This is a genomic window from Sulfitobacter sp. AS59 (genome assembly GCF_038899995.1).
GTDB lineage: Bacteria > Pseudomonadota > Alphaproteobacteria > Rhodobacterales > Rhodobacteraceae > Sulfitobacter.
Genome location: NZ_JBBMQK010000002.1, coordinates 81,329 through 94,622, shown reverse-complemented (window position 1 = coordinate 94,622; position 13,294 = coordinate 81,329). Strand labels below are relative to the sequence as shown.

10 protein-coding genes are annotated in these 13,294 nt (G+C 58.3%); 6 read left to right on the top strand and 4 right to left on the bottom strand.

The window, feature by feature from the left end; genetic code table 11:
• Positions 1 to 19 precede the first annotated feature (19 nt).
• The 3 genes from WNY39_RS04765 to pepN form a co-directional block, all read right to left on the bottom strand.
• A complete protein-coding gene (locus tag WNY39_RS04765) occupies positions 20 to 1,360 on the bottom strand; it encodes a hypothetical protein (RefSeq protein ID WP_342844515.1) in 1,341 nt (446 codons plus the stop codon).
• Positions 1,361 to 1,642: 282 nt separating this feature from the next.
• Positions 1,643 to 2,077: a hypothetical protein gene (locus WNY39_RS04760; RefSeq protein ID WP_342844513.1), complete on the bottom strand. Its 435-nt coding sequence runs from the start codon at positions 2,075 to 2,077 to the stop codon at positions 1,643 to 1,645.
• 50 nt (positions 2,078 to 2,127) lie between these two features.
• On the bottom strand, positions 2,128 to 4,680 hold the full coding sequence (pepN, locus tag WNY39_RS04755) for an aminopeptidase N (RefSeq protein ID WP_342844511.1): 2,553 nt from the start codon (positions 4,678 to 4,680) through the stop codon (positions 2,128 to 2,130).
• A gap of 101 nt (positions 4,681 to 4,781) precedes the next feature.
• On the opposite strand from pepN, the gene WNY39_RS04750 reads away from it, so the two are divergent.
• The 4 genes from WNY39_RS04750 (at position 4,782) to WNY39_RS04735 (ending at position 8,739) form a co-directional block, all read left to right on the top strand.
• The gene (locus tag WNY39_RS04750; protein ID WP_342844509.1) at positions 4,782 to 5,021 is read left to right on the top strand and encodes a hypothetical protein; all 240 of its coding nucleotides are present in this window, start codon (positions 4,782 to 4,784) and stop codon (positions 5,019 to 5,021) included.
• A 207-nt stretch (positions 5,022 to 5,228) separates the two neighbouring features.
• Positions 5,229 to 7,382, top strand: coding sequence for a malate synthase G (locus tag WNY39_RS04745; RefSeq protein WP_342844507.1), 2,154 nt, complete (start codon positions 5,229 to 5,231; stop codon positions 7,380 to 7,382).
• A 70-nt stretch (positions 7,383 to 7,452) separates the two neighbouring features.
• Complete coding sequence (locus WNY39_RS04740) at positions 7,453 to 7,878, top strand: heme-binding protein (RefSeq protein ID WP_342844505.1); 426 nt, start codon at positions 7,453 to 7,455, stop codon at positions 7,876 to 7,878.
• Positions 7,879 to 7,962: 84 nt separating this feature from the next.
• Positions 7,963 to 8,739, top strand: a complete 777-nt coding sequence (locus WNY39_RS04735) for a gamma-glutamyl-gamma-aminobutyrate hydrolase family protein (RefSeq protein WP_341234332.1) — start codon at positions 7,963 to 7,965, stop codon at positions 8,737 to 8,739.
• 302 nt (positions 8,740 to 9,041) lie between these two features.
• Here WNY39_RS04735 and WNY39_RS04730 read toward each other — a convergent pair whose 3' ends face one another.
• Positions 9,042 to 9,794, bottom strand: a complete 753-nt coding sequence (locus WNY39_RS04730; RefSeq protein WP_342844504.1) for an SDR family oxidoreductase — start codon at positions 9,792 to 9,794, stop codon at positions 9,042 to 9,044.
• A gap of 235 nt (positions 9,795 to 10,029) precedes the next feature.
• On the opposite strand from WNY39_RS04730, the gene WNY39_RS04725 reads away from it, so the two are divergent.
• Positions 10,030 to 11,604, top strand: coding sequence for a Re/Si-specific NAD(P)(+) transhydrogenase subunit alpha (locus WNY39_RS04725; protein WP_342844503.1), 1,575 nt, complete (start codon positions 10,030 to 10,032; stop codon positions 11,602 to 11,604).
• Between the two features lie 13 nt (positions 11,605 to 11,617).
• Entirely contained in the window at positions 11,618 to 13,057 is a 1,440-nt protein-coding gene (locus WNY39_RS04720) for an NAD(P)(+) transhydrogenase (Re/Si-specific) subunit beta (RefSeq protein WP_342844502.1), read from the top strand.
• Positions 13,058 to 13,294: the final 237 nt, after the last annotated feature.

Sequence of the window (13,294 nt, the reverse complement as noted above, 5' to 3'; positions counted from 1 at the left end):
ACTTAGACCCCTGCAAGCCCTATACGGCGTTTGCTTGCGGCCCGTTTTCAGTGAACACAATACGCTTGCCCGCGGCGATTTCGGATTTGAACAGACCTGCCATAATGCGCATGGCATCATCGCGACCGGCCGCTGCAAATTTACGAGGGGAGCTGATGCGCAGGTTGTTGTCGAACCCATGCGCCGCATGGGCCCAGACCATCGGGTGCAATTCTGTCAGATGTTCGCGCACGATCCATTCGGTGCAGTCTGCAATCTGGGCCCGCACGCTGTCAGCCTTGTCGTTTCCGGTAAAGCCCTGACCAATGGTATTGGCGCAATAGGCGGCAAGAAGGTTGGCGGTATAGGCATCCGAATTGCGGCTTAGGATGTCGCGCAACCCTTCGATGAAAAACGGCAGGTCAAGGTTTGCGCAGGCTTCGTCATCGCAGGAAATGGCGTCAAACTGGACCCAAGTATAACCGCCGGCCCCCCAAATATGTTCGGTGCGTGCCGCGGTGCGCCGCGCCTCAAGCTCTAGCTGGGCATAGCTGCCAAACCAACGTGGCAACAGATGATTGCCCATGGCGCGCATCGGGCCGGGGTTCAGCGGGTTGAGGTTGATTAGATGCTCGTATTTGTCGGCCACTTGTTCCTTGCGGTTGGCGGGGCCGTTGACTTGGGCGCAATGGGTGGCGGCAAGCAGGGGGCTGTTGGCATGGCGCGCCAGAAACGGTTCGATAATATCGTCGGCGCGGGCAAGATGCGCCTCAAAAGCGTCGCGGTTGCGCTTGGGTACATCCTTGTCCCAGCCGTTGCCACGCCACGCCCAGCCGATATCGATATGGGCCTGGGCGACGATGCAGGCGACGATATAATCATCTGGATATTCTTCGAGCACATGTTCAAAAGCTTCGATGCCGGTCAGCACTTCCTTGGCGACGCGGCGGTCGCTTTCGCGGATTGCATGTTCTGCGGCCAGAACCACATCGGCGCGCGCGCCAAAGGCGATCAGATCTGCGACCGGCATTGACCCCGTGGTCAAGGTGCCAGCAAGGTCGTATTTACGGATGGCTTCACTCAGCGCGGGCCAGTTTTCCTGACGTACCAGACGTTGCCCGGTTTGTTGAAAGCCATCGCGCGCGCTTTCCTCCGCGGTGGGGTTGGGACAGTCGATTTTCAGCATATCCTTGAACGCGTCATGGTTGACTGTGCTGGGGGACTGACGGGCGCTGCGGGGCCGCCTTGGTGCGGGCGTTGCTTTTTCAGCAAAACCCGACTCCGAAAAGCCCGCCGCGGAAGGCATAGCGGCACTGTCTGCAGTGTCTTGCGACGTAAACGACGTGTTCTTGCGTTTAAAGAAGTTCTTGATCTGCAGCATTTATTGTCCAATTTCCCGTTCGCCAAGCTTTGTTGGTCGCTTTGTATTGGAACAATCTGGTCTGAGATTCGGGCGCAAACATGGCTTTGCCAAGGTTCATCTGAGATTTATTTACATCTAGAACGTGTGATTTTGACTTATTTCGGGCAAGGTTTGAAACGGCCGAAAACGCAGAAAAACACATGGCTGGAGTGGCCGGACGGATGAAACGCAGGCCTTTGCTATGGGTGCAGCTGCGGGATGCCTTCGGCGAGGATATTTAGGAGCCAGAGAAGCGAGGGGTCATTGCCTGAGGCTGAAGTGATGGCGTTCGGTTTTAATGTCGCGGGCGTTCAGCGCGTGCTCAAAGGCCTTGTGCGGTGGTGTTGCCTCGAACGGGATACGGAGTTTCCGGCCCGAGTTGAGGATCACCGTCGCACGGACTGAAAAATCGAGCCGGGTATCAAGGCGGATATGGTTGATTTCTGACAGGCTGATCTGTGCGGTGCGGCGACCGCTATACCAGTCGAGGCTTGTTTCGCTAAGGCTGAGGCCTGCCGCGGGATTAACGATCACATCATAGAAGGCGGGTAGGGAGCAGGCCCCGATAATACCGATGATCAACAGTGCCGCGTCAAGCATCACCCAAGCGTAGAGCAGCGCGGCCCAGATAATCACAAGAACGGCGACCGCAGGGGCGCTGCGCCCCTGCCGTTGGTATGTATAGCTCTCGGCCACTAGGTGCTGCCGCCAGATGCACGTGTTCTATGGCGGGCAGTGTACATCTGTTACGCGCCCCGTATACGGGTCAGCATTTCAGTGGTGTCGCGCGAAAGATCTGGTTGCGCGAGAATACGGTCGAGTTCGGTTTTGATCATGGCTTGGCGGTCCGCGTCATAGCGTTTCCATGTCTGGAAGGCAGAACACATGCGCGCCGTGGTTTGCGGGTTCACCGGATCAAGCTTGATCAGCCAATCGGCCAGCAAGCGATATCCTGCGCCCGACGCATGGTGGAACCCAGCGTGATGCGCGGCAAAGGCACCCAGTACCGACCGGAAGCGGTTGGGGTTCTTCCAGTTGAAATCGGCATGTTTGGTCAGGGTCTCCACAACCTCGTGCGCATCTTCGGGGTCGGCTTCCATGACTTGCAGGCCGAACCATTTATCCATCACCAGACGGTCTTTTCGCCATTGCGCTTCAAACACTTGCAGGGCGGTGCTGCCTTTGCCCGCGCGGATAAGATTGGCCAAGGCGTTAAGCTGCTGGGTCATGTTATCGGCGGCGTCATATTGCTTTTGCGCCATGGCACCGTCGTCGGTGCGGGTCAGCAGGGACAGGGCCGCATTGGCAAGCGACCGTTTGCCAGATTGTGCGGCGTTTGGTTCGTAAGCATCCGTCACTGTGTGGCGCATATAGAGGGTCGGCACCAGATTGGCATAGGATTTCGCCATTGCGTCGCGGGTTGCCTCGACCGCCCCATAGATGATGTCGGGGTCGGGGGTATGGCCGTCTTCGGCCAAGGCGCGCGCCAGATCGGATTGCGAGGGCAGGCCCAGCATCAGCGCGCGGTAGGCGGGATCAAGATGTTCGTCACTGATGACGGCACGGATACCTTTCAGCCAATCCTTGTTGGGTTTCTTGCCCTCAAGGATCATCGCGATCAGCGACTTGCGGGCCAAGATGCGGCCCTGTTCCCAGCGGTTAAACGGATCGGTGTCATAGGCCAGCAGATGCGCACGGTCGGCATCGCTTAGGTCTTGGGTCAGGACAACGGGTGCGGAAAAGCCGCGCAGCACGGATGTGATGGGGCGGGTGCCGAGGTTGTCAAAGACAAAGCTTTGTTCGGCTTGGGTCATTTCCAGCACCACAGTCGGTTCCACCTCGTCGCCGTCTTGGTCGATCAACCCAACGGCGATGGGCAACACGTGCGGCTGCGGGTCTGGCGTGGCAGCACTAGGCGGGGTGTGTTGTTTAAAGTTCAACGTCAGTTTGCCGTGATCCCAGTCTTCGGACACCGAAAGACGCGGGGTGCCAGCTTGGGAATACCAGCGTTTGAACTGCGTGAGGTCGCGGCCTGTGGTGTCTTCGAACACTTTCAGCCAATCCTCGATCGTGCAGGCCTGACCGTCGTGGCGGTCAAAGTAGAGATCAAGCGCGTCTGAATAGGCCTGATCGCCGACCAACGTTTTCAGCATGCTAATGACTTCGGCCCCTTTTTCATAGACCGTGGCGGTGTAGAAGTTGTTGATTTCCTGAAAGCTTGCCGGGCGCACGGGGTGGGCCAGCGGGCCTTGGTCTTCGGAAAACTGGCGGGCGCGCAGATCGATCACATCACCGATGCGTTTCACGGGGGCCGAGCGCATGTCGGACGTGAACTGGCTGTCGCGGAAAACGGTCAGCCCTTCTTTGAGGCACAGTTGGAACCAGTCACGGCAGGTGATGCGGTTGCCGGTCCAGTTGTGGAAATACTCATGGGCGATGATCGCCTCGATCCGTTCGAAATTCATATCGGTCGAGGTTTCAGGCGAGGCCAGCACGGCAGAGGAGTTGAAGACGTTCAGCCCCTTGTTTTCCATCGCACCCATGTTGAAATCATCCACGGCGACGATGTTGAACAGATCAAGGTCGTATTCACGGCCATAGACCTCTTCGTCCCATTTCATCGAATCCTTCAACGCTTGCATGCCAAAGGCGCATTTGTCTTCGTCACCGGGGCGGACATAGAGGTTAAGTGCTACATCGCGGCCGGATTTGGTGGTGAAACTGCCCGGATGCGCCACCAGATCGCCGGCAACAAGGGCGAACAGATACGCGGGCTTGGGCCATGGGTCGTGCCACTGGGCGCTGTGGGTGTCTGTGCTGACCGGGTTGCCATTGGACAGCAGTACCGGATGCGGGCCGTTAACGGTGACGGTGAACACGGCCATCACATCGGGGCGGTCGGGATAATAGGTGATCTTGCGAAACCCTTCCGCCTCGCATTGCGTGCAATACATGCCGTTCGACATATAAAGCCCCTCAAGCGCGGTGTTGCCGGTCGGGTCGATCTCGACCTCGGCTTCCCATAGAAACGGCCCATCAGGTACGTCGCAGGTCAGACCCTCTGCGGTGAATTTGGGGGTGACAGGCTTGCCATCGATTTTTGCGCTGATCAGTTTCAGATTTTCCCCGTTCAGCAAGAAGCTGCGGTCTGTGGCATCGGGGTTGGGGCGAAAGGCGATGGCGCTTTTGACCCGGGTGATGTGCGGGTCAAGGTCAAATTGCAGCGAGACACTGTCGATAACAAAGCCGTAAGGCGTGTAATCGGCTAGGTATATCGTCTGAGGGGCGTCATCGCGCATGCTTTTTCCTTTGTGTCGGAACTTAGTGTTCGGGTGGGACGTTAATCCTGCAGCCACCCACCCGCAAGGCGGGAATGTGAAGCATTAACCGGAGAATGATCATGTCAGCACCCGACACAAATATCGACAAGCAAGAAAAGCAACATAAGCCAGCCTTGCTGGGGATCAGAGGGGCCATGATATTTGGCGTCCTGATGGTGCTGTTGCTGCTGTTCTTTGTTGTGGACAACGGGCGCGAGGATATGGCGACCGAGGATACAGCGGTTGAACAAGACGCAAGTGCCGCGAGCGTGGATGCAACCGCCTATCCGGTGGGGACGACCGCGACCGACAGCAACTAAAACGCCTTAGTTTTAGGTGCCAATTTGAGGGCAGGTTCTGGGGACAGCGCCTGCCCTTTTCTATGCCTGATCCGAACTGTTTTAGGGATCGCGTCGGCTCGGTGGGCAGGATTGGTAATATAATTTTACCAATACAGCTTGCCCAAGGGGGTGTTACCTCTTAAGAATTTGCAAAAGCGATTGCAGACGAAACCCAAGGAGCATTCAATGACCCAACGCACAGATAAGAACGGCTTGCAGGTCGCGGACGAATTGGTCCGCTTTATCGAGACCCAAGCATTGCCCGGAACGGGTGTGAGTGCCGATACATTTTGGGCGGGTTTTTCTGATCTGGTGCACGGGCTAGGCCCCAAGAACCGCGATCTGCTGCAGGTACGAGAAGATATGCAGGCCAAGATCGACGCGTGGCACAAAGAACGGGCAGGGCAGGATCACGACGCTGAAAGCTATACCGCGTTTCTGCGTGACATCGGGTATCTGGTGCCGGAGGGGCCCGCGTTCTCAATCGATACCACTGGCGTTGATCCTGAAATCGCGTCGGTACCCGGCCCGCAGTTGGTGGTGCCGATCACCAATGCCCGCTTTGCCCTGAATGCCGCGAATGCTCGCTGGGGCAGCTTGTATGATGCGTTTTACGGTACCGATGCCTTGGGCGATCTGCCTCAGGGCAAAGGCTATGACGCGGCGCGCGGCGCACGGGTTGTGGCCAAGGCCAAGGCGTTTCTGGACGAGGCAGCGCCGCTGGCGTCGGGCTCTTGGGTGGATGTTTCAGGGATCACGGTTTCGGACGGTGCTTTGGCCTTGTCTGGTGCAGGCACCCTTGAAGACGCGGCGCAATTTGCGGGCTACCGTGGTGCGGCGGATGCGCCGACAGCGATTTTGTTGAAACACAACGGGCTTCATATCGAGGTCCAGATCGACGCGGATCACGCGATTGGCAATACTGACCCTGCCCATGTGTCGGACGTGCTGATGGAATCCGCGCTGTCCACGATCATGGATTGTGAAGACAGCGTTGCCGCCGTGGATGCCGAGGACAAGGTCGTTGCCTATGGCAATTGGCTGGGCCTGATGAAGGGCGATCTGTCAGAGACCTTTGAAAAGGGTGGCCAACAGGTCACCCGCGCCATGAACGCCGACCGCGAATACACCGCGCCGGATGGTTCGACGCTGACCCTCAAAGGGCGGTCGCTGATGTTGATCCGCAATGTGGGCCATCTGATGACCAACCCCGCCGTGCTGGACCGTGATGGTCTGGAAGTGGGCGAGGGGCTGATGGATGCGATGATCACCACATTGATTGCGATGCATGATCTGCAAAAGACCGGCGGAATGCGCAATTCGGTCGCGGGATCGGTCTATGTGGTCAAACCCAAGATGCACGGCCCTGCCGAGGTCGCCTTTGCCGACGAGATTTTCACCCATGTGGAAAACACGCTGGGTCTGCCCGCCAACACCGTCAAGCTGGGCATCATGGATGAGGAACGCCGCACCTCGGCCAACTTGGCCGAATGTATCCGCGCCGCGAAATCGCGGGTGGCGTTTATCAACACCGGTTTCCTGGACCGGACCGGCGATGAAATCCACACCTCGATGGAGGCAGGTCCAATGGTGCCCAAAGGTGAGATGAAGAACGCAGAATGGATCGCCGCCTATGAGGACCGCAATGTTGATATCGGGCTGGCCTGCGGCTTGCAGGGCCGGGCGCAGATCGGCAAGGGCATGTGGGCCATGCCCGACATGATGGCAGCCATGATGGAGGCCAAGATCGGCCACCCCAAAGCCGGTGCAAACTGTGCTTGGGTGCCATCGCCCACCGCCGCGACCTTGCACGCGATGCATTACCATCAGGTCGACGTGCTGGCGCGCCAAGAAGAGATCAAAGCGGGCAGTCCTCGTGCGACGCTGGACTCGCTACTGCACATTCCGGTTTTGACGGGGCGCAACCTGTCAGATGCCGAGATCAACCAAGAGATTGAAAACAACGCCCAAGGTATCCTTGGCTATGTGGTGCGCTGGGTCGATCAGGGGGTTGGCTGTTCCAAAGTGCCCGACATCCATGATGTGGGTCTGATGGAAGACCGCGCGACCTGCCGGATTTCCGCACAGGCGCTTGCGAACTGGCTGCATCACGGGGTGATTTCCGAAGATCAGGTGATGGCAGGGCTGAAAAAGATGGCGGCCGTTGTGGACGGGCAAAATGCGGGTGATCCGCTGTACCGCCCTATGGCACCCGGGTTTGACGGGATTGCGTTTAAAGCGGCCTGTGATCTGGTGATGAAGGGACGTGTGCAGCCGTCGGGCTATACCGAGCCTGTGCTGCACGCGCGGCGGCTTGAATTGAAGGCCGCACAAGGTTGACGGGACGGGAGCGAGGGGCCAGCCCCTCGCGCTCCCCGGAGTTTAATTGGCAAAATGAAAAGGGTTTAGGATGATGGTTTCCTTGGAGCAGGCGCGGATTATCATCGCGCAGACGTTTAAAAAGGGCCGCGAGATGGGATTCAAACCCTTGTCGGTCGTTGTTTTGGACGCCGGAGGCCATGTGCAGGCGTTCGAGCGCGAGGACGGGGCCGCGCCGGGGCGCTTTGCGATTGCCCATGGCAAGGCTTACGGCGCGGTGATGTTGGGCATGGCGGGGCGTGCGCAGATGGCGCGGGCCGAGGCGCAGGCCTATTTCATGTCAGCGGTGAATGGTGTTTTCGGTGGCGCGGTTGTTCCGGTGCCGGGCGGGATTTTGTTGCGCGATGAAAGCGGTGTCGTGATTGGCGCGGTTGGTATCACGGGCGACACATCAGATAATGATGTCGAGGCCGGATTGGCCGGAATTGACGCCGCGGGGTTGATGGGGGAAGCCTAAAAATAGGGCTTTAAGGGGTGTTGAGGTCGTTCAAAGGACGCGCTAAGCTTTACGCTATTCGCTAGTTTGAGGCTGTAGCTGTATATGTCACGTCCTGTCGTCGGTATCATTGGCAATACAAGCCTTTTGAACGATCAGTACCCAATCCATGCCGCTGGCACGATGAACACTGTCGCGGTGGCGCAGGTGTCGGGCTGTATGCCCTTGATTATCCCCAGTGATCCCGCGTTGGTGTCCGTGGATGAATTGTTGGAAACCTGCGACGGATTTCTGTTCACCGGCGGTCGCCCGAATGTCCATCCTGAGGAATACGGAGAGGCCGAGACCGAGGCGCATGGCACCTTTGACCGGGCGCGCGATGCGATTGCATTGGGCCTGATCCGCAGATGTGTGGACCGGGGGCAGCCGTTTTTCGGCGTGTGCCGCGGTTTTCAAGAGGTGAATGTCGCGATGGGCGGGTCGTTATACCCCGAGATTCGTGATTTGCCGGGGCGCATGAACCACAGGATGCCCCCTGATGGCACGATCGAAGAGAAATTCGAGCTGCGCCATGATGTGACCTTTACCCATGGCGGTATTTTCCACGATGTTTTGGGCGCGACTAAGGTGCGGACCAACACATTGCATGGGCAGGGGATCAAGGAACCGGGCGCACGGATCGTTATCGACGGTTTCGCTGATGATGGGACGCCTGAGGCGATTTATGTCAGGGGGGCTGCCGGCTTTACCCTTGCTGTGCAGTGGCATCCTGAATGGGACGCCGCCAATGATCCGGTTTCGCGCCCATTGTTCGAGCGCTTTGGCGCGGCGGCGCAGGCGTGGGCCGAGGGCAGACGGCAGGGATTGTTGCAGTCAGCCTAAGGCTTGGCGCATGCGCTGGCCAAAACTGAAATCAAATGTATGACGGGGCGCGGGGGCGGCCGATGTGCGCCGTGAGCGCCAGACAAACCCGGGCGGGTTTCGATGGGGCCGCTGTAGCGGCGGGAACGCTGCGCCACGGCTGCCCGATTTGGCGGATTTGCGGCGGCTTTTGAAGCAAAGCGTCATCTTGCGCACGCCCCGTTTAAATAACAGGGTGCACGCAGGAGACAGGCGGGGAGCGCGGAGTAATTAACCATGTCCAAAACGTAGCAGGATAATGGTTAACGAATCCTGAATCCCTTTTACATATGACCGCCGGTGATCTGGATGCATTGACCGTTGATGCTTTGCGATCCGGGACCGGTCAGCCATGCCGCAGCGGCGGACACTTCGGACACATCGATCAAACGCTTGTGCGGGTTTGAGTTCACCATGATCGCGCGAGCTTTTTCCTCGGAAATTCCAGCGCGTTCCGAGATTGAGGCCGTGTTGCGGGTGATGATCGGTGTGTCCACATATCCGGGGCAAATCGCGTTGAATGTATAGGGTTGGCCCATGTAATCCTCGGCCAGCGACCGTACCAGCCCGATCATGCCGTGCTTGGACGCAGAATAGGCGGCCGCCCCGGGCAACCCGCGCAAGCCTGCCATCGAGGATATTGCGATCACGCGGCCCCAACCGGTTTCGCGCATGGATTTCAACGATTCGCGGATGGTTAGGAACGCGCCGTCCAGATTGGTCGACATCATATTGCGCCAGAATTCCATATCGGTCTTATGCACGGCTTTGCCTTCGGCGATGCCTGCGTTGGGAATACAAATCTGGATCGGGCCATGGGCTGCAACGGCGGCTGAGATCTTGGCGACCACGTCTTCTTCGTTGCGCACGTCCATTGCCATGCCGGTCATGTTCGGGCCTGCGACCGCGTCCAGTACCTCTTGGCGGCGGCCGGTGATGGTGACATGCGCGCCCTTGGCGGCAAGGTCTTGGGCAATCGCCAGACCGATGCCTGTGCCGCCGCCTGTGATAAATGCGTGTTTTCCGTTTAGGTTCATGGTGTCCTCCCTTTGAATTTCGACCATGCTGGCGGCAGGGTGGGGCAGGCGCAAGCCATGGCGCTTTGTCACGCAACGTCGCGGGCCCAGAAAACGGGCTTTTAGCGCTAGCGGGGCGCAGAATGGGCCTTCTATCCGGGGCCACATCTTGTACTATTGGAACCCAAGCGGTACTGCTCAGCGTAATAATGTTGCGCCACGGTGGACGCAACACGGCAACACGGGGGATTCTGGATTGAAGATCGGGACGCCAAAGGAAGTATTTGAAGGGGAACGCCGCGTTGCGATGACCCCTGAGTCAGCGCTTCAGCTGCAAAAACTGGGTCATGAGTGCATGATCGAAACGGGTGCTGGTCTGGCATCAGGTTTCGACGATGCGGCCTATACCGCAGCAGGTGTAAAGGTCGTCAAAACGGCAACGGCACTTTGGAAAGCTGCCGATGTGGTTGCCAAGGTGCGCGTACCCGATGACGCAGAGATGAAGAAACTGCGCAGCGGTCAAACGCTGATCTCGTTCTTTAGCCCTGTCGCGGACGAAGCCAAGATGCAGGCGGCGGCCGAAAAAGGGGCCACCGTTGTCGCGATGGAAATGATCCCCCGGATCAGCCGCGCGCAAAAGATGGATGCATTGTCGTCCATGGCCAACATCGCGGGCTACCGTGCGGTGATCGAGGCGGGCAATAACTTTGGTCGCTTCTTTACCGGTCAGATCACGGCGGCGGGCAAAGTGCCCCCAGCCAAGGTTCTGGTGGTTGGTGCCGGTGTTGCCGGTCTTGCCGCGATTGGGACTGCGACCAGCTTGGGCGCGATCACCTATGCGTTTGATGTGCGGCCCGAAGTGGCCGAGCAGGTCGAATCCATGGGGGCCGAATTCGTCTACCTTGATTTCGAAGAAGAACAGCAAGACGGGTCCGCCTCTGGCGGCTATGCGTCTGTGTCTTCGCCGGAGTTCCGCGAGGCACAGTTGGCCAAGTTCCGCGAATTGGCGCCAGAAGTTGACATCGTGATCACCACCGCGTTGATCCCCAACCGCGAAGCGCCAGAGCTGTGGACCGAAGACATGGTCGCCGCGATGAAGCCGGGTTCGGTGATTGTCGATCTGGCGGCGGAGAAGGGCGGCAACTGTAAGCTGACCAAGATGGACGAAAAGTTTGTCACGGATAACGGCGTGACCATCATCGGGTACACCGATTTCCCAAGCCGGATGGGGACGCAGGCGTCCACGCTGTATGCGACCAACATCCGTCACCTGTTGACCGATCTGACGCCGGAAAAAGACGGCGTGATCAATCACAACATGGAAGACGACGTGATCCGTGGTGCGACCATTGCCCACGCAAGCGAAGTGACCTTCCCGCCGCCACCACCGAAAGTGGCAGCGATTGCGGCTGCCCCGAAAAAGGCACCGGTAAAGGAACTGACACCGGAAGAAAAGCGCGCGGCTGAAACCGCAGCGTTTAAAAAGCAGACCAAATCGCAGGTCACGTTGCTGGCCATTGGCGGCGCGTTGCTGCTGGCGGTTGGTCTGGTGGCCCCGGCCAGCTTTATGCAGCACTTTATCGTGTTTGTTCTGTCGGTGTTTATCGGTTTCCAAGTTATCTGGGGCGTGGCGCACAGCTTGCACACACCTTTGATGGCGGTGACGAATGCGATCTCGTCGATCATCATTCTGGGCGCGCTGATGCAAATCGGATCCGGGTCTTTCTTGGTGATTATTTTGGCGGCTTTGTCGGTCTTCATGTGTGGGATCAACATATTCGGCGGCTTCCTCGTGACACGGCGCATGCTCGCCATGTTCCAGAAATCTTAAGGGGGCAGGGATCATGGATTTTGGTTTCACAACAGCGGCTTATGTTGTCGCAGCAATCCTGTTTATCTTGTCGCTTGGCGGGCTAAGCGGGCAGGAAAGCGCAAAGCGCGCGGTGTGGTACGGTATTGTAGGTATGGCTTTGGCCGTGGCTGCAACGCTGATCGGGCCGGGCTCTGGCTATTGGCTTTTGTCGATCATCCTGATCGCAGGGGGCGGTGCCATCGGGTATCAACTGGCCACCAAGGTGCAGATGACACAAATGCCCGAACTGGTTGCCGCGATGCACAGCCTTGTGGGTCTGGCAGCGGTTTTCGTCGGTCTGATAGCACATTTCGAAATTGGCCGCGTCGGTGGTTTTATCGCGGATGGTGGTGACGTCAAAGAACTGGGTACTTTCGCGGCGTTGATCGCCAAGAAGTCCGGGGTCGAGCTTAGCATTCTGCGGGTCGAACTGTTCTTGGGCGTATTCATCGGTGCGGTGACCTTCACCGGTTCTGTCATTGCCTATGGCAAGCTGGCGGGCCGCGTGTCTTCCACTGCGGAAAAGCTGCCCGGTGGTCACATGCTCAACATCGCGGCGGCGGCTGTCGCTGTGCTGACGTTGATCTGGTACTTTAACACAGGTGGCTTCCTGCCGCTGTTCCTGATGACGCTGGCCGCCTTGTTCATTGGCTACCATCTGATCATGGGCATCGGCGGTGCGGACATGCCGGTGGTTGTGTCCATGCTGAACAGCTACTCCGGCTGGGCCGCGGCGGCGATCGGCTTTAGCCTTGGCAATGATCTGTTGATCGTTGTGGGCGCGCTGGTGGGTTCGTCGGGTGCGATCCTGTCTTACATTATGTGTAAGGCGATGAACCGGTCTTTTGTCAGCGTGATCTTGGGCGGCTTTGGTGGCCCAGCAGGCGAGCAGATGGCCGTTGAAGGTGAACAGGTCGCGATCGAGGCTGACGGCGTTGCCACGATGCTGAACGAAGCGGACAGCGTCATCATCATCCCCGGTTACGGGATGGCGGTTGCCCAAGCACAGCAAGCGGTCAGCGAGCTGGTCAAAAAGCTGCGCGCCCAAGGCAAGAACGTGCGTTTCGCCATTCACCCCGTTGCGGGGCGTTTGCCGGGTCACATGAATGTGCTGCTGGCCGAGGCCAAAGTGCCCTATGACATCGTGATGGAGATGGACGAGATCAATGACGACTTCCCCAACACGGATGTTGCCATCGTGATCGGGTCCAACGACATCGTGAACCCTGCGGCACAAGACGATCCAAACAGCCCCATCGCCGGTATGCCGGTTCTGGAATGCTGGAAGGCCAAGAACGTGATCGTGTCCAAGCGCGGACAGGGCACGGGCTACTCCGGTATCGAAAATCCGCTGTTCTTCAAGGACAACACGCGGATGCTCTATGGTGATGCCAAGGCCAGCTTGGACAAGCTGCTGCCGATGATCGACTGATGCTTTAGGCAGGGTTGCGACCCTGCTGATACCGATCTGAAACGCCCCGTCAGAAATGACGGGGCGTTTCGCGTTTGACCGCTGCGCCTCCTTCGGTGGGACGCAGTTCTTCGCGCTTCGTGAATGACACGCGCAGAAATTGACGAAGCCAACGGGCCGTTCGCGCAACATGGCTGGAAATGACAGGGCAAGCTGTCAGGTGTTCTTAACATCAACCAGTCGTGAAAGGACTTTCGA

What these genes read in the sequence shown, in the direction of transcription:
- WNY39_RS04765 (WP_342844515.1), bottom strand. Translation starts at nt 1,360, where the DNA reads ATGCTGCAGATCAAGAACTTCTTTAAACGCAAGAACACGTCGTTTACG.
- pepN (WP_342844511.1), bottom strand. Translation starts at nt 4,680, where the DNA reads ATGCGCGATGACGCCCCTCAGACGATATACCTAGCCGATTACACGCCT.
- WNY39_RS04750 (WP_342844509.1), top strand. Translation starts at nt 4,782, where the DNA reads ATGTCAGCACCCGACACAAATATCGACAAGCAAGAAAAGCAACATAAG.
- WNY39_RS04745 (WP_342844507.1), top strand. Translation starts at nt 5,229, where the DNA reads ATGACCCAACGCACAGATAAGAACGGCTTGCAGGTCGCGGACGAATTG.
- WNY39_RS04740 (WP_342844505.1), top strand. Translation starts at nt 7,453, where the DNA reads ATGATGGTTTCCTTGGAGCAGGCGCGGATTATCATCGCGCAGACGTTT.
- WNY39_RS04735 (WP_341234332.1), top strand. Translation starts at nt 7,963, where the DNA reads ATGTCACGTCCTGTCGTCGGTATCATTGGCAATACAAGCCTTTTGAAC.
- WNY39_RS04730 (WP_342844504.1), bottom strand. Translation starts at nt 9,794, where the DNA reads ATGAACCTAAACGGAAAACACGCATTTATCACAGGCGGCGGCACAGGC.
- WNY39_RS04720 (WP_342844502.1), top strand. Translation starts at nt 11,618, where the DNA reads ATGGATTTTGGTTTCACAACAGCGGCTTATGTTGTCGCAGCAATCCTG.